Annotated in this window: 22 protein-coding genes and 1 tRNA gene; 11 read left to right on the top strand and 12 right to left on the bottom strand. The window is 44.3% G+C overall.

Features of this window, described 5'->3' with window-relative positions; all coding sequences use genetic code 11:
* Window positions 1-2: 2 nt before the first annotated feature.
* The 4 genes from EKM94_RS10625 (at window position 3) to EKM94_RS10610 (ending at window position 2,343) form a co-directional block, all read left to right on the top strand.
* A complete protein-coding gene (locus tag EKM94_RS10625; protein WP_225422215.1) occupies window positions 3-800 on the top strand; it encodes an ABC transporter permease in 798 nt (265 codons plus the stop codon).
* A 256-nt stretch (window positions 801-1,056) separates the two neighbouring features.
* Window positions 1,057-1,497, top strand: a complete 441-nt coding sequence (locus EKM94_RS10620; protein WP_125601629.1) for a hypothetical protein — start codon at window positions 1,057-1,059, stop codon at window positions 1,495-1,497.
* Between the two features lie 317 nt (window positions 1,498-1,814).
* On the top strand, window positions 1,815-2,060 hold the full coding sequence (locus tag EKM94_RS10615; RefSeq protein ID WP_125601626.1) for a type II toxin-antitoxin system RelB/DinJ family antitoxin: 246 nt from the start codon (window positions 1,815-1,817) through the stop codon (window positions 2,058-2,060).
* The gene (locus EKM94_RS10610; RefSeq protein ID WP_125601624.1) at window positions 2,053-2,343 is read left to right on the top strand and encodes a type II toxin-antitoxin system YafQ family toxin; all 291 of its coding nucleotides are present in this window, start codon (window positions 2,053-2,055) and stop codon (window positions 2,341-2,343) included. The genes EKM94_RS10615 and EKM94_RS10610 overlap by 8 nt, the downstream gene beginning before the upstream one ends.
* A gap of 230 nt (window positions 2,344-2,573) precedes the next feature.
* Here EKM94_RS10610 and EKM94_RS10605 read toward each other — a convergent pair whose 3' ends face one another.
* The 10 genes from EKM94_RS10605 to EKM94_RS10565 all read right to left on the bottom strand — a co-directional run bounded on the left by EKM94_RS10605 (window position 2,574) and on the right by EKM94_RS10565 (window position 11,327).
* Window positions 2,574-3,917, bottom strand: coding sequence for a C40 family peptidase (locus EKM94_RS10605; RefSeq protein WP_225422214.1), 1,344 nt, complete (start codon window positions 3,915-3,917; stop codon window positions 2,574-2,576).
* An 88-nt stretch (window positions 3,918-4,005) separates the two neighbouring features.
* Complete coding sequence (locus EKM94_RS10600; protein ID WP_225422213.1) at window positions 4,006-5,190, bottom strand: C39 family peptidase; 1,185 nt, start codon at window positions 5,188-5,190, stop codon at window positions 4,006-4,008.
* 1,568 nt (window positions 5,191-6,758) lie between these two features.
* Window positions 6,759-7,091, bottom strand: a complete 333-nt coding sequence (locus EKM94_RS10595) for a hypothetical protein (RefSeq protein WP_164511206.1) — start codon at window positions 7,089-7,091, stop codon at window positions 6,759-6,761.
* Window positions 7,092-7,149: 58 nt separating this feature from the next.
* The gene (locus EKM94_RS10590; RefSeq protein ID WP_125601618.1) at window positions 7,150-7,455 is read right to left on the bottom strand and encodes an HTH domain-containing protein; all 306 of its coding nucleotides are present in this window, start codon (window positions 7,453-7,455) and stop codon (window positions 7,150-7,152) included.
* A gap of 319 nt (window positions 7,456-7,774) precedes the next feature.
* Entirely contained in the window at window positions 7,775-9,367 is a 1,593-nt protein-coding gene (locus tag EKM94_RS10585) for a DNA primase family protein (protein ID WP_125601615.1), read from the bottom strand.
* Between the two features lie 3 nt (window positions 9,368-9,370).
* The gene (locus EKM94_RS10580; RefSeq protein WP_125601612.1) at window positions 9,371-10,240 is read right to left on the bottom strand and encodes a primase alpha helix C-terminal domain-containing protein; all 870 of its coding nucleotides are present in this window, start codon (window positions 10,238-10,240) and stop codon (window positions 9,371-9,373) included.
* A gap of 202 nt (window positions 10,241-10,442) precedes the next feature.
* Entirely contained in the window at window positions 10,443-10,667 is a 225-nt protein-coding gene (locus EKM94_RS10575; protein WP_125601609.1) for a hypothetical protein, read from the bottom strand.
* Between the two features lie 44 nt (window positions 10,668-10,711).
* A complete protein-coding gene (locus tag EKM94_RS10570; RefSeq protein ID WP_125601606.1) occupies window positions 10,712-10,978 on the bottom strand; it encodes a hypothetical protein in 267 nt (88 codons plus the stop codon).
* Window positions 10,979-10,991: 13 nt separating this feature from the next.
* On the bottom strand, window positions 10,992-11,123 hold the full coding sequence (locus tag EKM94_RS12900) for a hypothetical protein (protein WP_263853257.1): 132 nt from the start codon (window positions 11,121-11,123) through the stop codon (window positions 10,992-10,994).
* Window positions 11,124-11,141: 18 nt separating this feature from the next.
* Complete coding sequence (locus EKM94_RS10565) at window positions 11,142-11,327, bottom strand: hypothetical protein (protein WP_125601602.1); 186 nt, start codon at window positions 11,325-11,327, stop codon at window positions 11,142-11,144.
* 131 nt (window positions 11,328-11,458) lie between these two features.
* On the opposite strand from EKM94_RS10565, the gene EKM94_RS10560 reads away from it, so the two are divergent.
* On the top strand, window positions 11,459-12,088 hold the full coding sequence (locus EKM94_RS10560; protein ID WP_125601598.1) for a helix-turn-helix transcriptional regulator: 630 nt from the start codon (window positions 11,459-11,461) through the stop codon (window positions 12,086-12,088).
* Between the two features lie 69 nt (window positions 12,089-12,157).
* Window positions 12,158-13,306 carry a tyrosine-type recombinase/integrase gene (locus tag EKM94_RS10555; RefSeq protein WP_125601596.1) on the top strand — a complete coding sequence of 383 codons (1,149 nt, stop codon included), beginning with the start codon at window positions 12,158-12,160 and terminating at the stop codon, window positions 13,304-13,306.
* Between the two features lie 129 nt (window positions 13,307-13,435).
* Here EKM94_RS10555 and EKM94_RS10550 read toward each other — a convergent pair.
* Both EKM94_RS10550 and EKM94_RS10545 read right to left on the bottom strand, forming a co-directional pair.
* Window positions 13,436-13,508, bottom strand: a tRNA-Lys gene (locus tag EKM94_RS10550).
* A 150-nt stretch (window positions 13,509-13,658) separates the two neighbouring features.
* Window positions 13,659-13,877, bottom strand: coding sequence for a hypothetical protein (locus EKM94_RS10545; RefSeq protein WP_125601593.1), 219 nt, complete (start codon window positions 13,875-13,877; stop codon window positions 13,659-13,661).
* Between the two features lie 925 nt (window positions 13,878-14,802).
* On the opposite strand from EKM94_RS10545, the gene yycF reads away from it, so the two are divergent.
* The 5 genes from yycF to EKM94_RS10520 all read left to right on the top strand — a co-directional run.
* Window positions 14,803-15,510 carry a response regulator YycF gene (gene yycF / locus EKM94_RS10540; RefSeq protein WP_125601591.1) on the top strand — a complete coding sequence of 236 codons (708 nt, stop codon included), beginning with the start codon at window positions 14,803-14,805 and terminating at the stop codon, window positions 15,508-15,510.
* Between the two features lie 274 nt (window positions 15,511-15,784).
* Entirely contained in the window at window positions 15,785-17,743 is a 1,959-nt protein-coding gene (locus tag EKM94_RS10535) for a cell wall metabolism sensor histidine kinase WalK (protein WP_125601588.1), read from the top strand.
* Window positions 17,730-19,055 carry a YycH family regulatory protein gene (locus EKM94_RS10530; protein ID WP_164511205.1) on the top strand — a complete coding sequence of 442 codons (1,326 nt, stop codon included), beginning with the start codon at window positions 17,730-17,732 and terminating at the stop codon, window positions 19,053-19,055. Before EKM94_RS10535 ends, EKM94_RS10530 begins: the two co-directional genes overlap by 14 nt.
* A complete protein-coding gene (locus EKM94_RS10525; protein WP_125601583.1) occupies window positions 19,055-19,921 on the top strand; it encodes a two-component system regulatory protein YycI in 867 nt (288 codons plus the stop codon). The genes EKM94_RS10530 and EKM94_RS10525 overlap by 1 nt, the downstream gene beginning before the upstream one ends.
* A 481-nt stretch (window positions 19,922-20,402) precedes the next feature.
* Window positions 20,403-20,640: hypothetical protein (locus EKM94_RS10520; RefSeq protein WP_164511204.1), on the top strand; the 238-nt coding region annotated here is incomplete at its 3' end.

The raw sequence follows: 20,640 nt of genomic DNA, 5'->3' as shown, positions 1-20,640 counted from the left end.
CCATGCTAAAAATCAAACGCTATCTCAAACTTTATCGAGATTTTTTCAAAATGGATATTCGGCGCATCGGGCTATATCGCGCCAATCTCTTGACCAGTAGCCTGGGCTATTTGCTCGACTCGCTGGCGACCTTCTTTTCGATCTGGTTGATCTTGAATCAAGTAGGGTCGATTTATGCTTGGGGCATTTCAGAAATGTTTGCCCTATTTACGTATACCTTGTTTTTATTGTCGATTTGGGAGTTCTTTTTCGTGAACACGCTGGAGATTCCTTTTTTGATTTTCGATGGTGAATTGGATATTTTCTTAGTTCGACCGGTCAACGACCTGTTTCAATTTGTCATTTTCGAATTGGATGAGGAATCGATTTTTGAGATCATTGTCTCGTTTTTAATGTTTCTAGGCGCCCTGGCATCCTGTCAGATCGTCGCCGGCCCGGGCAAGATCCTGATTTTCATCTTGGCCACATTCTCGGCGCTCATGGGTTTAGAGGCGATTTACTTAACGATCTCGTCCACCGCGTTTTGGTTCACCTCAACGGAAGGACTGAAATCGATCATCTACCAGATCCTCCAACTGAATCGCTACCCCTTGGAGATCTATCCCAACTTTGTCAAGATCATCATGACGATCATCCCCTTTGGCCTGTACGGCTATTATCCCCTCTCGCTGTTGTTGTTCCCGCAGTCGTCCTGGACCGCCACTCTTTATGTGATCTTGAGTGGGCCGGTCTTTCTCTTGATCGCCTATTTTGGCGTTTGGAAAGTCGGATTACGCCATTACACCAGTGCGGCCGGCTAGCATCTCACAAGATTCACCCTTGTCGATTAAAAAATAAAAAATAAATTATTTTTACGTTGAAAGCGCCATCATTCCGATGTATAATCAATTTGTTGCAACAAGTGTGTCGATCATTAATGGGGGGGCTATTAATGATCGATCAAATTTATTTCAATGGGTTGGGGTGCAGGACAGAGCAATTGGTATGCTCGCCAGACTTACAATGATGTGGTGTCCATCAAGACGATGGGCTAACGATACTGGAGGCTAGTCAGTGATGATGAAGGAATATTTTAGAATGGGCAAGGTCTACTTTATCCTTGGTGTGATTGCATTAATTGGCTGCTCCATTTGGCCAGGACTTAGGGGCTATCCTGTCTATAAGAGCGACTATCTCTACATTATTCTGCTGTTCTTCATTTTATCGTTAGGTTATCATTACAGTTATTTCAAGGAACGAAGCGCGCAACAACAACTGGTAAGGTATCGGAAGATCGGTGGGATTTACCTGATTGGAGGGTTGCTTCTGTTCATTGTTACCTCTGTTCTGGTGGCTCAGGATGCTAAGGAGTTTCCTGACCTTGGAATCACTCTCGCTAGTAGCCCCCTGTTCTATCTCAGTCTTTTCTTCCTCGCGCTAGCAGGCATTGTTTTTTTCCTGGGGATTCAGGGTCAGAAGAAAGCTAATGCAGCCAAGATAACGAAACTAAGAAAGTAAACAGCAACAGCTGATATGACGGCTTATGTTTCTGTCCTAGCTGGACGACAATTACCTCATCGGATTATGATGGGGTATTTTTTTATGAAGAAAAGCAAGAGACCGTCGTGAAACACAACCAGCTTTGTGATTCCGAGTGGTGTGCGCTGTTTTTTTCTGGGTCGTCTATTTTGGGGTTTGGAAGACTGGACTCAAATATTACACCAGTGCGGCCGGCTAGCAGTGTGGGCAAGTGGTGAGGCATTCAGCCCAATTATGAACAAGTTTATTTACAACGTATTGTTTTTGCTTTACAATAACCGTTAGAGGTGATTACGATGGCGTCAATTAATGTTAGAATTGATGAAGACACAAAAAAAGAATCACAAGAAATTTTGGAAGCATTAGGAATGGATTTAACCACAGGAATCAGAGTCTTTCTAAATCAGGTGATTGCTGAAAAAGGCTTACCGTTTGCAGTTAAATTAAGCCCGCTCGAAGCTTCAATTATGGAAATGAAAATGGGTCAAACGAAAACAGTCAGTTCGGTCAAAGAATTGATGGACGATATCAACAATGATTGAGTCTGTGACATACACAAGCTCATTTTTGAGAAGTGCCAAGAAGTTACGACGGAAGCATTACGATATGCGGAAACTGGAAACGGTCATTCAATTGATTGTCTCCGGTCGAACACAAGAACTTAAATCCCAGTATTTCGATCATTTTTTGAAGGGATCCTATCAAGGATTTAAAGAATTACACATTGAACCTGATTGGTTATTGATTTATCAAATTGATCATAAGCAACTCAAACTTTTTTTGATTGCGACGGGATCTCACGATGACTTGTTTTATCGTAAATAGCATCAAATAATTGATGAAAACGGCCTGATTAATTTCAGGTTGTTTTTTGGTAGGTAGAGAATGCAGGAAATGTTGTCTAGCGTTGAAGTGTTAGTTGAATTTAGCGTTGGGTGATAGGCCACACTCACGGGCAAGCGCCCCAATAGTTCGAAGTCAATACAAAAAGGATCACGCTGGTCAGGCGCGATCCTTTTTTGTTGGTAATGCTGGTACGATTTGTGGTGTGTGTTTTATAAGAATGGCCGGGAAACAGAGGTGACCCAATTACGCTGGCCGTTCTTGATTGGCTGGACCATCACATGGGATGGCCAGGATTCGATGACTTGGTTGTTGCCGAGGTAAATGGCCACGTGCCAAACGCGATGATCACTTGGGTTGGTATAGAAAATCAAATCCCCCCGTTGGCGACTGGCGTAGCTGACTTGTTTCAGTCCACTAGCAACGGCTAATTGGCGTGAATTCCACTCGTTGCCTGGTTGAGCGTGTTGGATCGAGGAAACGGGTAGTGGGTTGATACCGCCTGCATACAAGGCTTGGGTCACGAGGCCGGAACAGTCAACGCCATAAGCGTAAGAAGAGGAGGCCCCCACGATGAACGGCTTGCCCAAATAGCTATAAGCAGCCTTGATCATCGCTTCGATATGCGCCGAGCGATCGGTGTACCATGGCGCTTGCAGTGGGTAGATCCAGCTATCGATACTGGTCCAGGTGCTGGCCTTGAAGCCTAACTTGACCCAAGTTGCTTGATTGACCACGCCGGTTGCAGGTAGGCCATGACGCCGTTGGAAACTGGCCACGGCACTTTGCGCGTAACCGGACATATTGGCGTAGCCGCTGTTCAAGCCCAGCGCTCGCAGTGTTAGCCAAGTTTTGATCCCTTCGGAACCGCGGATCAAGTTATAGCCAACTTGGCCGGTAGGTTTGATGGTTTGATAATTGACTTGATAATAGCGGCTAGGATTTTGATAAGGGACAGCTTCTTTGGCCCAGGAATCCTTGACCCATTGGTTACCACCTAGCGAGTACCACATATGGTCGCCGGAAATTTTACGGTCGCCAAATTTCCAATAAGTCCGATTCTTCAGGGTTTTGCCTGTCACGCGACCGTTGGGGACAGCGTAAACTGGCGCCGTGCCGCTGATCCGGACCACGTTGCGTTTGATTTTCGCGTCAACCTTGCGATCAGCGCTGACCGGCGTTAAGGAAATATAGCGCCCATCCATCCATTGGTTGGTGCCCAATTTGTACCAATAATGGTCACCCTCACGATACGCCGCGAATATTTTCCATGAGGAGCCATGGGCCAGCTTACGCCCAGTCATGCCACGGGGTTCCACCGGTGAACGCCATAATTCGATGCCATAATGGGGCACATAAGCGACCCAGCCCACCGCGTGAAACGGTTGTTCAACGATCTTCGTGCTAGCTTTGTTGGTTGTTGCGGCGGTGGTTGTTGCTGGTTCAGTTGTGGTTGCGGCGCCAACGACGGGTGCCGGTTTGCCCAGAATCAGGCCGACACTAGCGGCCAATAATAACCCGGTTAAGCGTAAATGCTGATTCTTTGTTACCTTCATTTCGTCCTCCACCTTTTGTTTGTTGTTCCATTGTTCGTTAGAAAATATGTCCAACACTGAAGCGGGTACTTGGTGGCCCCGGATCGATCTAGTACGAAATCGCGCGTTGGGCTTGTGTTTGCCAATTTCTCAAAAATTGTTGTCGCGTCATGCTGCTGGCCTTGCCCGTCCAACAGTCATTGAAGTAAATTCGACCTTGGTCGTAACCAGTGACCGTGAGCGCATGATACGGGAAGCCGTGAAGCGTGTGCCAAGTGACCACAGGATGGCCCGAACTGAGCTGATAGGCCAGTCCGTCTAAGCCTAGCCCCGTTAAATTCTTGGCGTTACCAGTATACTTGCGGACCACGCCCATTAAAGCCGGTGGAAAAATCGTGATCCCATAACCAGCTGGGTTGCCTAAATATCCCAGATTAGGATCGCTCTTACTCCGGGGCATAACGGCGGCGAGTTGTAGTTTGTTGACGCGATTACCGGCGAAATTGACCATCATGGTGACCGCCGTGATCTCACAACCGTTGGGTAGTTCGGGTCGCTGATTCACGATGGGCACCTTGAGCCGCACGCTCGTTGGGTACGTGGCGCCGGTCACAACAATGTTGCGGCCATTGAGCCATTGCTGCCGCCCCACGCAATACCAGGTGTCGGTCGCCGTTTTCACGCGGTGTGAGACCCGCCAGCGCGAGCCCGTCTGCAACTTCTGCCCCGTTCGCCCATAATTCGTGCTCGGACCGCGATAAACGGCGATGCCATAATGAGGCACATAGGTGATCGTGGCCACGCCTTTGAACGGTTGCGGCGTCTGCGCCCAAGCCCCGGTCGTGACCAGATATTTCGCCAGTAGCCATTGGTTATGGCCTAAATTATAATAACGCTGACCGCCGATTTCCGCTGAGCCATAAACTTGCCAACGGGTGCCGGTTTTTAAGTAGCGCCCAGTCCAAGTCAATTGACCTTGGGTGAAAGCCCAAAGCTTCGCGCCACCATTCGCTTGATAATTAATGACGCCGACGAACCGATTCGGCACTAAAACAGGTTCATTTTCACCTGGATCTGGCGTTATCGATGTTCCCTCGTCCGGGTCGGGTTCAGTCGTAGTTGCGTCCGCTTGATTCCCGTCGGTTTGATTTGTTCCTGACGCTGGTGTCGCCGGTTGTTCGGTAGTTGTGGCCGCCTGGACCACCTGACCTTCAAACCGCGCTGGGCCCAACGCACCATCTTGCTCATGATTCGCCCCGACCCATTGCCCACCAACTAAAATAAGCCAGCCCACCAAAATCACCCATAAGTGTGGCTGCCTGACAACTTTTTCATAATCCTTCAAGATTTTGAAATGCCAACTCCTTTCATTAAAAACGCGGCCCCAGACCGCCCCCAATAATCAACCGGTTTTTGCCCACATCGCCAAAAATAAATGTGAGCAAGCCTCGTCACTATTATAACATTGATTGTAGAAAACGCCGCGTAAAAACGGTTAATTTATCCAAAAAAAGCTAATTTATCAGGATTTATGCCCTGGTGAACACTATGGGTCCAATAAGCCATAACTTTCACGTTGTTCTCACGAAATCGGAAGCGTCAGCCAGATCAAGCCCACGTCACCTTGTCGATTTAGGGCGGAAAGTGGTCGCTGAATTGAACACCAAACCGGATCCAAAAGGGGACAAAAAACTAACTTTCAACACCAGGTGCCAAAGAGTCGTTTTTGCCATCAAAAAAGGTCTAGAACTCCTGATGTGAGATCATCTTTCAACACCAAAAATTCTAGACCCAAAAATATAGACCCAAAAAGGCCATTAAAAAAACCAGCAACCACGGCGACTGAACGCTGCGTGATCACTGGTTAATATCGATTAATGGGTGGTCAGGGGTTTGAGTACACATATAACATAATTGCCTAGATACCAGTGTTTATAAGGTATAGGGTGATGTAATTTAAAGCAGTGAAGGTCATTTTGACGGTCATGTTTAAAAAATAAGCTATTTTTGGTGGGCGTGCATGTCACTATTCAAGCTAATTGGATAGTGTTTTTTTATTTCCTTGGGTGATTATGGAATAACGTCAAAAAGTATTAAATAGTAACATTTGTGGTAACATAGCACCTCTTTTTGCTCAGATTTCCATGATGTTCGGAAAAAACTCCCTATGCCCCATATCCCTATAATAGTGTTGATTTAACGGCGAGTGGGGGGCTTTTAGTGTAGTTATACGGGTTTATTTAAAGTCGCTTAGAACGCCTTATAGCCCCCTATACGTGTATGGCAAAATAACATTATGGAAGTCAACCCATCCCACCGGTTTCCAGTACGAAAAATAACCGATTGGAATGATCCCCGGGGTGGTTTACTCGCGTGATAAATGTTTAAGTATGTTTTTTCCCTTCAACCTTCCCGTTGTGTGGTTTCCTAGAAATGAACGTATCTGGTTGGCATGGGGGTAGCTGGGTATGAGACTGTTCTTAAAGCTTTCCATTTTGGGAGTTTTATACGAAGAAAACCTCAGGACGTTTCTTTAATATTCTTACCCCTAGCCCCCTAATAAAATGGGGGTATGGTATAACGCGATACATAACGGCTAGGGTATGGCTAACTATTGTCGAGCGTTTGCGTTACTACTGGTTGCTTGCATCGCTTAGATAGTCGCTTTCTTCGTGGTTGTATCTATTGCTACTGTTAGTGTTACTGATTGATATTAGTAGTTGATTGCATCGCTTTATTGATTGATTAAGTTAGCTTTACTTCCAATGGTTTAGTTAGTTAGTTGGTTCAACTATTTACCTCACTATGATTAACTACATGTTATATATCTATCTAAATACTTATCGTTGCTGTATTGTTCGGTTACCAACCTAATTTCCTTTGTAACTCTTTAAACAGTGCTATACGTCTTCTAGCTACCTGTGAACGGCTAAGATGTAGCTTCATTGGTAAACTAGTTATGGTAGCAGTCGAGTATGGTTTGAAGTATAGCTCGCTGATAATCTGTAAGGTGATCTCATCACACGTTTCTAAACAGTCGCTTATGATTTCTTTTGAAGCTTTAAGATTATAAATATACCTGTTGTCGGCGATGGTTAACACGCCATGACTTGCTACCGCTTGCTCTATATACTTATCAAGCTTAGGGTAGTCTCTAAGCAATTTTTCAACGTGGTTATAAATAGCTTTGTCCATTATCATCACTCCAATTTAAACTAAAACAGCCACGCTATTAAACGTGACTGCTTTTGTATTATAGTTCGATCTTGTCCACCTTATTAATTCGCTTGAGCATTTCAACACTCTGTTTCCTAAGACTGGCAAGGGCTTGTTTGCGTTCTGCTTCATTGGTGATGATAAAGTAACCGCGCTTGCCGTCACTTCGCAAGCCACCAATAGGGACGTTGTAGCGATTAATTAATAAGGCGATGTCTTTATAGACTGTTCGCTTATCAATTCCTGTTACTTGGCTAATCTCATTAGCAGTTATTAGCTGTTCACTACCACGTGGTAATAGATGTAATACTCTGTTTAATTCGTCACTAGCTATCTCTTGCATGTGTAAGTCTCCTTTTATGTTATTAGTTACATGATTTTGCACGCATTTTGCATGGCTTATTCGTAAAGTGTGCAATGATGAAATGCTGTTATATCAACGATACAAGGCGTTTTTTGCATGTTTTGCACGTTTTTAGGGGTCTACTCTATTCTTTATATATAAAATTACACACATGTGTATTTTTTACTTTTAAATTTAAATATTAGCAAAATATCATGCAAAACGTGCAAAAAGTAGCTATAAACACCTATATAGAGCCGTTTCTTAATTGCACGTTTGCTTAAAAAGGCATGCAATTTTTGCATGAAACCATGTAAAATTAGCTGTTTTGTGGTAAATAGTCAGTATTGTGTGGGTTAAAAGTAACGCCTATATAACGACTTGTGTTAGTTTTATCGCTAGTGCTTGGTGATGCTGTTGTATGCTTTCTCTGAACGCCATACTTTTCTAAAGATGTTTTTACAACGCTCCCACTGGTTGAGCATTTATAACCGTTTCTGTCGCAAAATATTTTATAGGAAGTATTAATATCTACTGCTTTTTCGCCTTTTTTGCTGGTAGTATCAATAATCAGTACTTCATTTACAAATTCTTTAAAGTGATTGTTACTGTCTAGCCATTCTTCACTAGCTACTTGTACAGCGTCAGTTAATGACCATTCTTGACGATCTAAGGCTTTCTTGAATAGTTGAATACATTCCATGGCAAAAGCGGGCGTTTCATCACTGATAAGATCCATATCGAATTGTGACCACCAGCCACGGTTCTTTCTTGCATTACCATTGATGAAATTGATAACCTTTAATCTATCTGCTAAGCCCTCTGTATCATCGCTAAAGGTTGGTAAATCATTAGCACTAAAAACTAGCTTGGCATAATTAACGAATTGAAAGCCTTGTAGTCCTTTATACTCCGCTTCGATTGGATCACCACCGCTTGAAACTTTCTTCAAAACAGCCGTATCAGATAAATAACCGCCTTTGATGTCGGCTACTGAATTAATCTCTTTGCCGTATAATTGGACAACTTTAAAACGATCATTAGCTAATTCTTGTGGTGTTACCGCTGAATAATTCTTTTTGCCTAGCACTTTGCCTAGAATATGATTTAATAATGTGCTTTTACCGTTACCGCCTGTACCGTGCAAAAATAAAATGGTTTGGAACGGTTCATAGCTTCGATAAAAGCAGTAGCCTATATATTCTTTGAAGAAAGTATCAGCATCACCCATCATCTTATTAAGTAGCTTATCTGTTTCAGGCGCTTTATTATTGGCTGGATCAACTTCATAATCATGATAATTTAAAATATAGTCATCAGGGTTATTAGGTTGCATCGCATTTGTTTTAAAGTTATAAGTACCACTTTTAAATAAAGCTAATTGTGGGTTAATTTCTTCAAACGGGTTTTTGTCGCTAAGCGTATAGTCATAACTCGAACGGGTGATATATTTTTGTATCTTTGTAACAGTAGCATCATCATAGACACCCCAACTAGTTAAATCGCTTGTGGCGTGGCGCTCTATTAAGTCCTTGGCTTCGTTCTTACCTAATACACGCCAGCGCCCTATTTTGTGATCATATAATGCTCCTTGAGGTAAAGCACTAAATCGCTTAATCATATTTTCTTTTAAAAATTGATCGCCGTATTTCACTTCATCAATCATGGTTACCAGTCTATAATATGGGTCTCTGTTTCTTGACTTAATGACAAAATAAATATCTAGCCAGACTGGAGTAGGTGATAAATCGTGATTAAATTCTTTGAGTAACCTATCACGGTTCTTTTTATCGTTCAGCCATTCTTCGGGAGGGTATTCTAGCGATGTAACATCAAACGGTACTAACGTTTTTTCTTTCTTAGACTTTCTAGCTTCGTCAACTTTATCTATGACTTCATTTATTTCTGCCAAACGCTAACCCCCTTTGAGAATTTCTTTATTAGCGATGTTTGAATAAATCGCATCTATTTCTTTTTGACTTAGTGGCGGGTCACAATAGTTATTTTTCAGGTTCAATAACTCATAAATCATTGACGCGCTTAATTCTGTTCTAAATAACTTGCCACAATAGCTAGTGAGCGCTGTGTGCCTTTTCCCGTCTGTAATAGGCGTATTGGTTTCATTGACCACTCTTGCTGTGTAGTTTCTAGTTGGTCGGTGGGTTGTAATAAAGCCTTTAGTTGGTTGTGGTTTTGTGCTTTCACATAGTGATAGTGTCTTATCAACGTTTAACGGCTTTCCCTCGTGTATCAGATAGCCCTTATTAGTTAGCTTCACACTATAACGGTTGATAATTGGTAAACCGAATAACTGAGACCACGCCTTAGCGCCTGTATCAAGTGGTAAATGCTTCGCAAAATAAGAATATATCCTGTCATACTCATCAGAGTTAAATGAACGATCAACGGCTAATATCAGCCGATACCTAGCGCCTTTAAAGCCATAGTTGATTGACGGGTAACGAATAAAAGCAGTATTGGCAAATACCTTGTTAAATGTCTCTAGTAATTTATCTTCATTATTTACCTGGTCAAAATCTAAAGATAGGACTGATCGAGTTAATAGATTGTCATTGCTACGAGTTAGATTAGCCATATTACCAGCGATGAAATACTTAGCCTGTGACTGCTTAAATTCGCTAATATTATCAAGCGTAACGGCGCTTATTGCATTCTGTGGGTTAATCTCCTTAATGAAATTAAAGTCATCTAAAGTACTGTTATGATGAGTTTCTTTTACGCCTATTAGTTGGTTAGTGTGAAGCCCTGTCTGACCGTAAATCATTGGGCATTTTCCAATCGCTTAATCTGATTGCTTAATTTTTCTTTTGTCATTGCTGAATTAGCTCCCTTTATTAAATATGTTAAATGCTGTATAATAAAGGCAATAAACAGCTATATCAAGCCGTTTTCGTTTATACCCGTTGTGGTCTGCCAGGACTAAATACAACGGTTATTTTTTTGCCCTTATTCATGATGCAGCCTCTCTAATTCCTTGTATCTGGTAGTAACTTCATAACTAAATCACCATAAGTTTCAGTATCGCTTAATTCATTGATTGCCATTTCTGCTAAGTCTTTAGCATGTTCTAGTGTGATGTTTTCAGTACCCCGATAAATACCAGCGATGTTACATAAAACTTCTATAACAGTTACTAGTGGTTCGTCTTGTTCCACATCGTGATTAATAAAAAAACGATTAGTGTTATCCATAATGTTTACTCCTTAATTAATAAGCACGCCCGCCAGCGTGATTTTTAAATTTCGTTATCTTTGCAATATTGATCTAGTGATTTTTTAGAATACCTGGCCACACCGTCTAAGCTAACTACTGGGATATTTAACTTTTTAAATGTCTTAATACTTACGTGTAAATAGTCGCTTGCTTGCCCTTGGTTCATATAAGGCGGGTACGATTGTTTACGCATTAACTCATCAAAAGCCTTTTGTGCTGATGATATAAACATCGCTGTAATCTCTGCTGATGCTTCATCAGGTATAGCTATTTTTAACTCGCTTGCCATTTTCTCACCTCCTTTAAAGTCCTGTGATTGATACTGACCATAGCCAAACGCTGAAAACGGCGATGAGTAGGCTACTAAAACCGATGATGATTAAATCAGCATCTAAGCCATTGCCTAGGCCAAAATATTCTTTAATCTTTTGCATCGCTAAAACCAGCTTTCTTTAATATGTTTGGTTCGCTAGCTTATTGATTGCTTCTTCTACTCGTGCTTTTCGTTCGTCTGTTAATGGTGTTCTAAGCCATACGGAAAACGTAAACGAACTAATACCGATTGCTTCGGCTACTTGCCAATACTTCAACAAATTTTTACCGATTAAGAGTCGAATGTCTTCATTCGCTTTATTCACAGGTAAACCTCCATTCCATTTGATACAACACCGTTGTACAAAGGAATTGTAAAACATTTATCTCCAAATATCAACAACACCGTTGTATTTTGTTGTTGCGCCGTTTATAATGTTATTAATGGAGGTGTATTATGAACCGCATAAAAGAAGCAAGAGAAAGAAAACTCATCAGTCAACAGCAATTAGCTAAACAACTCGGTGTATCTCAACAAGCTGTTAGTTATTATGAAAAAAGTAAAAGAATACCTGATGATGATACCTGGGACAAAATGGAAAAAATTCTTGATGTCCCTGCACAATATTTAAAAGCTGAAACAAATGATCCAGAGGGTTGGGACTTGTGGTTTGATGCTACGGGCTATAACAAGGAACGTATAATCGCTGAAATTAATCGTTTAATAAAATCACATAGGATCTTGGAAAGTGATAGTTTACAAACCAAAATTGGAAAAGCTGTAACGTTCCTTGATGGAAGAGGTGGTACTGATTACAATGCTGTGATGACAACTCGGAAATCAATATATGAACTTTTGGATAAAATTAAAAGTGATTACTATATCGATCCAATTAAGAATACAAAAGCACACCCAAAAGACGGTAAGTTATCATCTATGGTTCAAACAGAAAAAGACAGTAATGGTTCGTTATTTTATGACGATATGAACAAAGAAGTTTATTTTAAAATATCAGAAATTCTTCAAAAAGCATTAAACGAATTAGCTACATTAGCTAATGGCATTTCAAATAAAAATAACTACTAAGAATTAGTTTGTCGTCATATAACCTCATACATAGCACGCCCGCCAGCAAGCTATGAAAGGTTGATAACTATGGCATCATTTAAGCAGTACGAATTAAAAGACGGTACTAAGCTATGGAAAACTGATGTTTACGTTGGCATTAACCCCCAAACGGGACGCCCAAAACATACGGTTAGACGTGGTTTTAAGACAAAAAAAGAGGCTTCGCTTGTAGCGTCTAGACTGGAGCTTGACGCATCACAAGGAAACCTTAAAAAAGATAACAATATTCTATTTTCTGCTGTCTATAACGAATGGTATCAAGCTTATATCAATACTGTAAGTGAGAGCACTTGGAATAGAACGGCAGGCATGTTTGATAATCATATTCTACCAGCTCTAGGGAAATATCGCATTAGGACTATTACAGTCGATCAAATACAAAAAGCCGTTAATAAGTGGTTTAAGATTGCCACACGTAACTATAAACGTTGGTATAACTATGTTGTTAATGTCTTTGAGTTTGCTCTAAAGCGGGGATATATTGAAAAAAACATCGCCAAATTGGTTACATTGCCTAAGAAACACGCATCAGCAGGCGATGCTCCAGAGAATTTTTGGGATAAAGAACAATTAGAAACATTCTTTAGCTATATTGACCCTGGAAAAGAAACTGAAAAATATACGCTGTTTAGAGTGTTAGCTTTCTGTGGTGTTCGTCGTGGCGAGTGTCTAGCTTTAACATGGAATGATATTAATTTCACTGATAGCACGATGAGAATTAATAAAACATTGACCCAAGGTAAGGGCGGTAAGCAAATAGTTCAATCACCTAAGACTAAAAACTCACGCCGTACAATCGAGTTAGACCCTACGACAGTAAACTATCTTAAACACTGGAAAACTGTTCAGAAACGCAAATACTTCATGCTAGGCTATAACACTTTGCAACCTAAGCAGTTAATCTTTGCTAATTCTAAGAACGGCTATAAGTCGCTTAATACTCCTGCTAAATGGTTGAAGCCAATCATCGCCGAACATAATTTAAAACCAATTACGATCCACGGCTTTAGGCATTCGCATTGTTCAGCATTGTTTTCAGCAGGAGCAACGATTAAAGAAGTTCAATTAAGATTAGGGCATGCTGATGTGGCCACAACGTTAAATATATATAGTCATGTTACTAAGAACCAAAACAAGGAAGTAGCACAAAAGCTAGTTAATTATTTAGACTTCTAGCTGATCCGTGACGGTCATTTTGACGGTCATGTTATCCTGTCAGCTACTTTTCTATTATAAATGAGGGTACAAAAAAACCAGCAACCACGGCGTTTTAACGCTGCGTGATTGCTGGTTAATATCAGTTAATGGGTGGTCAGGGGATCGAACCCTGGACCCACGGATTAAGAGTCCGTTGCTCTGCCAGCTGAGCTAACCACCCAAGTAAATCTGACGACTTAAATATCTTAGCATAGGAAAGCGGGACTAGCAACCCTTCTAAGCACTTTTTCTTGATTTTTTTCTAATTATTGACGAAACTAGAGCTGAAATCTAGTGTTTGCGCGTAATTGTGGTATGATGGGAGCCTTGTTCAAACCGTGCCGCTGGTGAACAGGAATGTTTGGTTTCTGTTCTTGAACCTACGTTTGGTTGCAGTTCTTGGTGGGTGTTGCGCGTGAGCGCAACCGGTTCGGGCCATTGTCGCGGCTGGAACGCAGTGGGCATCGTTTGAAGCCAATCCGCAAGCCCAGCGGCTTGTCTTCAAATCGAGCCTTGTCCTAAGCGGCAAAGCCGCCAAGGACAATTTCACCGCTGAGCCGCATGGCCCGAACCGGTTGCTGGGCAGAATTGAGCTGATTTGCAATCGAGTCGAAGGATTCGACGAAGTTCTTTTGCAAGCTAGCGGTCAGACCATTACCCACTTTTTGGGTGGTACAACAATACCAACAGATTTGGTTAAATAGGTCGGTACATTTCCGGTCGTGCAAATAACTATGTTTCATAAATTTAAACAAATTTTGGTTGGAAACCGACCAATTTGGCCGATTCATCAAATAGTGTCCGAGTTCATCCGGTGGACTTCACTGGTGTTACCAATTTAAGAATTGTGATCACCAACCACGGTCGTTAATTGCGAAAAACTACATCCACGTGAGATAGCTTGTCAGCTAGCGGGATTGCTTATGATGGAAAGGACGACTGAGCAGGTTGTGTTGCGCGGGCGTTGGTGGGCTGTTTACTAGTTGGTTGCGCGGGCGTTGGTGGGCTGTTTACTAGTTGGCGGAAGGTCGGGCTGGGGGTGAGTCAGCCGCGATATTATTGTTGGCGATTTATCGCCTACAATAAGGCCGAGTTTTGAGATTTTCGGCGCACTTCCGAAAAGCTCAAAATCGTGCCCGCCGCGTTCCACCACCCCCAGCCCGACCTGGGGCCCCACCACATCTACAATCCACCAACGTCACGCGCAGCGCAAGCTGCGGACCAGCTCCTTTTTTGAATCCTAGCTCAGGAGCTACCCGTTGTGTTCCGCACTCGAAACGTGCTCACCGACCCAGCTCCCTGCGCTTAGCTACGCAATTGTTCCGGAAGCAAAGTACGGCTTCCAAAACAATTGCTAGGCTAATGCTCAGGAGCTACCCGGGTCGGTTCGCACTCTGCCATGGGTTGTTGTCAACCGGGTTTATTAGTATAATTGAGAGCAGTAGATGGAACGTCTCTAAGGAGGAACCATGTCAATGGCAAAAAAAATCTTAGTTGTCGATGATGAGAAACCAATCTCTGATATTGTCAAATTCTCGCTGACCAAGGAAGGCTACGACGTTTATGTGGCCTATGATGGTGAAGAAGCGCTTAAAAAAGTAGAAGAAGTCAACCCTGATTTAATTTTATTGGACTTGATGTTACCGAAGATCGATGGGCTTGAAGTGGCCCGTGAAGTCCGTAAGACCCACGATATGCCGATTATTATGGTCACCGCGAAGGATTCTGAAATCGATAAAGTCATCGGACTGGAGTTAGGCGCGGATGATTATGTCACCAAACCTTTCTCTAACCGTGAATTAGTGGCGCGGGTCAAGGCCAATTTACGCCGTCAAGCCAAGGTTGCGGCGGACAGCGAAGAGGAGGATCACCACGAAATCGATGTGGGTGATCTGACGATTTTCCCTGACGCCTATGATGTTTCTAAACGCGGTGAGAAGATTGAATTGACGCACCGTGAGTTTGAGTTGCTGCATTATTTGGCTAAACATATTGGTCAGGTGATGACGCGCGAACATTTGTTACAAACCGTTTGGGGTTACGATTATTTCGGCGATGTGCGCACGGTAGATGTGACGGTGCGGCGTTTGCGGGAGAAGATCGAAGACAATCCTAGCCACCCGGACTGGATCATGACGCGTCGGGGCGTGGGTTATTATTTGAAAAACGTGGATAGTGAATAAGTTTTTGGCTAGTATCAGCTAAGACCGTGAAACCCAGCCGTACCGAGCTGATCAGGAGCGTAACGCCTCTGAGAGTTTCGCGGTCTTTTGTTATTGTGGGCTTGGCGCGGGGCCGGTTGTGGCCGGCTTCGTTAGGCTTGACCAGTTGGCCCTGGAGCCATGATTATTTTGCCCGACGGCGTCTTTAGTCAGACTTGGGGCGCGCCTTGTTGGCACCAATTAAGGAAGTGAATCACGCGTAACGTTATAGCGGAGAACGTAACGCCTAGAAATCATGAATGAGAGAATCAGACCGTTTCAGTCGATTCATTTTAAGATCGCCATTGTTTTCATGTTGCTGCTCTTGACCACGATCGAGATCATCGGGGCTTATTTCGTGAAGCAATTGGAACAGCAGAACATTAAGACCTTTGAAGAATCGATCGTGGTGCAACCTTATATCACCAGTCAATTGGCCAGCGAACTGACCAGTAACGACACCGATACAGCCAATCGTAACATCAAAACGATCGTCGGCGAGATCGATAATGCGTCGATTTCAGAAGTTCTGGTGGTGGATAATAAATTGGTGGTTCGGGGAACGAGTAACGCCAATGATCAAGGCGATATTGGTCAACGAACACCAAATTCGGGCATCAAAAAAGGGATTTACGCCAACCACAAGCAAACGCAAATCACGTCAGATGGACATGGTAGTTACTACACAGCCATTACGCCGTTGACGAATCCAGGTGCAGACGCCAATCAGGTCGTCGGCGCCATTTATGTGCGGGCGAGCATGGATGATGTTTACCGTAATATCAATTCGATCACCCTGATTTTCTTGACGGCCTCCTTGGTCGCGGGTTTGTTGGGGATGGTGATCTCGATCTTTATTGCCCGGGCAATCACGCAACCGATCGATGAGATGAAGAAGCAAGCGATTCGGATGGCGGACGGGGATTATTCGGGGCAAGTTCGGATCTATGGGCAAGATGAGTTGGGACAATTAGCGGTTGCCGTCAACAACTTGTCGATCCGCGTGGAGGAAGCACAAGAGGTTTCCGATGCGGAGCGGCGGCGGTTGGACTCGGTTTTGAGCCATATGACCGACGGCGTGATCGCGACGGATCGCCGTGGTAAAGTGACGATCATCAATGAAACAGCCTTGAATTTCTTGAACACCACCAGTGACGAAATGATCGGCGAATCAATTTTGAAGGTGTTGGGGATCGAGCAGGATTATTCTTTCCGGGACCTTTTGGAGACCAAGCAAGAAATGGTGATCGAGCCGAATAAAATCATTCGCGAACACCACGGCAACACGACCGGCCCAGCTAATCTGGGCAGCACGACCACCGACGATCCGAAGTTGGCGCCGGGGCTAGACCAAGAGATGATCTTGCACGTCGATTTCTCCTTGATCCAGCGGGAAACTGGTTTTATCAATGGGTTGGTCTGTGTGCTCCACGATATTACCGAGCAGGAAAAAAATGAGCACGAGCGCCGGGAATTCGTTTCCAATGTGTCCCATGAATTGCGGACGCCGTTGACTAGCGTGCGCAGTTATATTGAAGCGTTGAACGATGGCGCTTGGCAAGATCCGAAATTAGCCCCGCAATTTCTCAGTGTGACACAAGAAGAAACCGACCGGATGATCCGGATGATCAATGAACTGTTGGCCCTGTCGCGGATGGACCAAGGGACAGCGAAGATGGAATTGGAATATGTCAATCTCAATGAGTTCTTCAATTATATTCTCGATCGGTTTGACATGATGATCAAAACCGAGAATGAGCGCGGCGATGGCTTCCATCACCTGCCCCAGAAGACTTATAGCATCAAACGGGAATTTGCGCCCCGGGACCTGTGGGTGGAGCTGGATACCGATAAAATGATGCAAGTGATCGATAATATCATGAACAATGCCATTAAATATTCCCCAGATGGTGGGGTGATCACCGCGCGGCTGATCGAAAATCAACAGAGTGTGGTGGTCAGCATCAGTGACCAAGGCCTGGGGATCCCGCGAAAGGATATCAATAAGATTTTTGACCGGTTCTACCGGGTCGATAAGGCCCGCTCACGGAAGCAAGGTGGGACGGGCTTGGGCCTAGCAATCTCCAAGGAAGTCGTCGAAGCCCATCACGGTCATATTTGGGTCGATAGCGCCGAGGGTCGGGGGTCAACGTTCTACATTTCGTTGCCATATCAATCATATGAGAATGGAGATGAGTGGGATGCGGAAAACTAATCTGTTAGTGCGGTTTGTTCTGATTGTGGCGATTCTGATCAGTTTAGTGTTGTCGTATTTGATTTGGACCAACAACCAGCGGTATGAACGTAAATCGGACACAGAATCCACGGTCACCACAGCGTTGATCACCAATCAACAGGCGCTGAGCCAAGTTTTCTTACCAACCGAAGTGGTCAAGGTCGACCAAAAAGGCAACCAACAACTGGTTTATAACCACAAGGAAAACCTTGTGCTGGAAATTCGCAAGTTGATGGCGAACTGGTCCTACCGCTCATCGCACCGGAGTACCAAGCGATACGCCGACCTAATGGCGTTGAATGGCTCGGTGCAGTTGATTTATGCCGATCAACTTTCCACCCAGCTGTTCGGCGAGGTTGCCAAGCAAGACAGTCTAAAAAGCGCCACCACCGACCATGCTTTTGATCGCATCATCTTCAATTTGACCGGTGATTTGGACCACGTTTACTTCTTGGATGATCGCACGCAAAGCGTTTGGGAAAGCCGCGTGAGCAAAGCGGACGCCGATCCGGTCGCCACCCTGATCAATAAATGCGATTTCAAGGTCAAGGTGACCCAAGAGACACTATCTGGTCAGCCGCGGCTCTTCTTCAGTGATAGCGTGAAACTACAGCCGTATAGTTACTTGATCAATCGGCGCAATGAAACTACCTATATTTCGGCGCTAATGAGTAGTGATAACAACGCCAATGTGGAGTCCCGGGAATCAGGCGGCCAAACGGTTTATTATGGCGGCGGCAGTTATCATAATCAATTGATCGTCGACCATCGCAGTGATCAGCTGGAGTTCGTCGACAACAGCCGCACGACCATCCCAGAAAGCCTGAATCGCTTGCAGGAGAGCGGCTTCACCATGTTGAACAGTATCGGCAATCCCTTGACGGATATTCGCTATTATGATGCCGACAATACTAAAAAAACGATCGCTTTTCGCAGTTTTGTTGAAGGGTTCCCCATCTTCCAACAAAGCGATTTCGGTGCGGTCAAAATCACCTTCTCTCGTTCCGGCAGCCACATCAAATTCTCCAGTCGGGTCCTCCAAGTGCCGGTGCCTGCAGCCAATGGTCAAGTCACTTTGCCCGCCACCGCGACGATCTTGCAGAAGTTGATCGCTGCAGGATACCGCAAAGGCGAGATCCAAGATCTGGTGGTTGGTTATCAGTGGATCACCGACCAAGAAGAGGCGGACATCGTTGATCTGAAGCCGACTTATTACGCCAAGATCAACGACCGTTGGCAGACCTATCAAACCTGGATCAACGATAAAACGCAAACGGAGGCGACTAACTAATGGACTTTCGGCGAATTGAATTGATTTTCTTGATCGTTTTCCTCGCGTTGGACATTTTCCTGTTCGCCTCATTCACCCAAAATGACAGCGACACACCCTATACGACGACCACTAACTTGTCCGACGCTGAAGCCATCGCCCAAGACATGAAAGATGACCACATTACCGTGGATAAACTCTCCGATGACAGCGATGAAGGCTTCTATTTGGCCAGCAAAACCGAAGATTTACTGGTCAAAAGCTTGGCCCAATTAACCGGGCAAACCACCTCTTATAATTACGATACCCATAAACTAACCAGCCAATTCAACACACCGCTAACATATAATAAGAAACAAATGATCAGTGAATTGAAAAACTTCATCAAGAGCGCCGATAATGTCCTTTATGGTGACCAATACACGTATATCGCCGGCATGTCCGACCCCAAGAACACCCTGGTTTTTGCCCAGAAAATCAAACAAGGCGTCGTTTTGGACGCCCAAGGGACCCTGACCTTCAACGTCAACAACGACGTCATTACCGGTTATACCCAGACCTATTTGCCCAACGTCACCGTTTTGCGGGAAAAGCAAACCACGATCAGCGCCCAAGACGCGATCCAACTCTTGTATACCTCCAGCGAGCTCCCCGCCAATTCGAAAATCGTGTGGTACCGCTTAGGATACTCCGAACTGATCGATGTGCGCGGTAGTGTGATCTACGTCCCGGTTTGGAATGTCATGGTACAACATAAAGGTACCAAAAACGAGTCCTTGAAAAAGGTCAACGCCTTGACTCGCACGGTGGTCAAGGGAAGTACCACGACGAACGATCCTAATGCTAGTAGCAGTAATAGTAGTTCGGTGACGACTGCTGGGGATTGAGGGTTTGTTGCTATCCTTGCGCTTGATTGCGGGCGTAGTGGGTTTGGGTGGGGACGCAACCGCCTCAGGACGTTTGTCGTGGCTGGAACGCGGTGGGCACTGTTTTGAGCCAATCCGCAAGCCCGGCGGCTTGTCTCAAAATCAGGCCTTATTCTAAGCGATAAATCGCTAAGAATAATCTCACCGCTGAGCCACGCGTCCTGAGGCGGTTGCTAGGCAGAATTGTGCCTATCTGCAATCGAGGCGAAGGATTTGACGAAGTGGTTTTGCAAGCTAGAGGTCAACCGATTGCCCTTTTTTGAGGTGGTACGGCAACACCAACTGATTCGGATTAGAAGGTCGGGACATTTTTGCGTAGGTTGAACATCTCTACTTGTTTCCTTAACTGTTCATAGGTGGAAACTGACCGATTCAGCTGATTCATCAAGAACTTGCCTTAGTTCATCAGACAGACTGTACCGGTGTCACCAATTTAAAGCTTGTGACCACTAACCATGGCCGTCAATTGCGTGGATCCCCATCAATTGACCATAGCTTGCCAAATGGCGTGAGTGCTCAAACGGCTGTTAAAACGTTGAGCGGCTGGAGCGGAGAAATTCGGGGTGAGATCGCCGTGAAATTGTCCTTGGCGGCTTTGCCGCTTAGGACAAGGCCTGATTTTGAGACAAGCCGCGTACTTTGCGGATTGGCTCAAAACAGCGCCCACAGCGAGCTCACCC

This window comes from Lapidilactobacillus achengensis (genome assembly GCF_003946655.1).
Lineage (GTDB): Bacteria > Bacillota > Bacilli > Lactobacillales > Lactobacillaceae > Lapidilactobacillus > Lapidilactobacillus achengensis.
The sequence above is the reverse complement of the archived record's forward strand: the minus strand, read 5'-3'. Positions and strand labels throughout refer to the sequence as shown.

Coding starts and splice junctions, on each gene's coding strand:
- EKM94_RS10625 (WP_225422215.1), top strand. CDS start 3: ATGCTAAAAATCAAACGCTATCTCAAACTTTATCGAGATTTTTTCAAA.
- EKM94_RS10620 (WP_125601629.1), top strand. CDS start 1,057: ATGATGAAGGAATATTTTAGAATGGGCAAGGTCTACTTTATCCTTGGT.
- EKM94_RS10615 (WP_125601626.1), top strand. CDS start 1,815: ATGGCGTCAATTAATGTTAGAATTGATGAAGACACAAAAAAAGAATCA.
- EKM94_RS10610 (WP_125601624.1), top strand. CDS start 2,053: ATGATTGAGTCTGTGACATACACAAGCTCATTTTTGAGAAGTGCCAAG.
- EKM94_RS10605 (WP_225422214.1), bottom strand. CDS start 3,917: ATGAAGGTAACAAAGAATCAGCATTTACGCTTAACCGGGTTATTATTG.
- EKM94_RS10595 (WP_164511206.1), bottom strand. CDS start 7,091: ATGGACAAAGCTATTTATAACCACGTTGAAAAATTGCTTAGAGACTAC.
- EKM94_RS10590 (WP_125601618.1), bottom strand. CDS start 7,455: ATGCAAGAGATAGCTAGTGACGAATTAAACAGAGTATTACATCTATTA.
- EKM94_RS10580 (WP_125601612.1), bottom strand. CDS start 10,240: ATGATTTACGGTCAGACAGGGCTTCACACTAACCAACTAATAGGCGTA.
- EKM94_RS10575 (WP_125601609.1), bottom strand. CDS start 10,667: ATGGATAACACTAATCGTTTTTTTATTAATCACGATGTGGAACAAGAC.
- EKM94_RS10570 (WP_125601606.1), bottom strand. CDS start 10,978: ATGGCAAGCGAGTTAAAAATAGCTATACCTGATGAAGCATCAGCAGAG.
- EKM94_RS12900 (WP_263853257.1), bottom strand. CDS start 11,123: ATGCAAAAGATTAAAGAATATTTTGGCCTAGGCAATGGCTTAGATGCT.
- EKM94_RS10560 (WP_125601598.1), top strand. CDS start 11,459: ATGAACCGCATAAAAGAAGCAAGAGAAAGAAAACTCATCAGTCAACAG.
- EKM94_RS10555 (WP_125601596.1), top strand. CDS start 12,158: ATGGCATCATTTAAGCAGTACGAATTAAAAGACGGTACTAAGCTATGG.
- yycF (WP_125601591.1), top strand. CDS start 14,803: ATGGCAAAAAAAATCTTAGTTGTCGATGATGAGAAACCAATCTCTGAT.
- EKM94_RS10535 (WP_125601588.1), top strand. CDS start 15,785: ATGAATGAGAGAATCAGACCGTTTCAGTCGATTCATTTTAAGATCGCC.
- EKM94_RS10530 (WP_164511205.1), top strand. CDS start 17,730: ATGCGGAAAACTAATCTGTTAGTGCGGTTTGTTCTGATTGTGGCGATT.
- EKM94_RS10525 (WP_125601583.1), top strand. CDS start 19,055: ATGGACTTTCGGCGAATTGAATTGATTTTCTTGATCGTTTTCCTCGCG.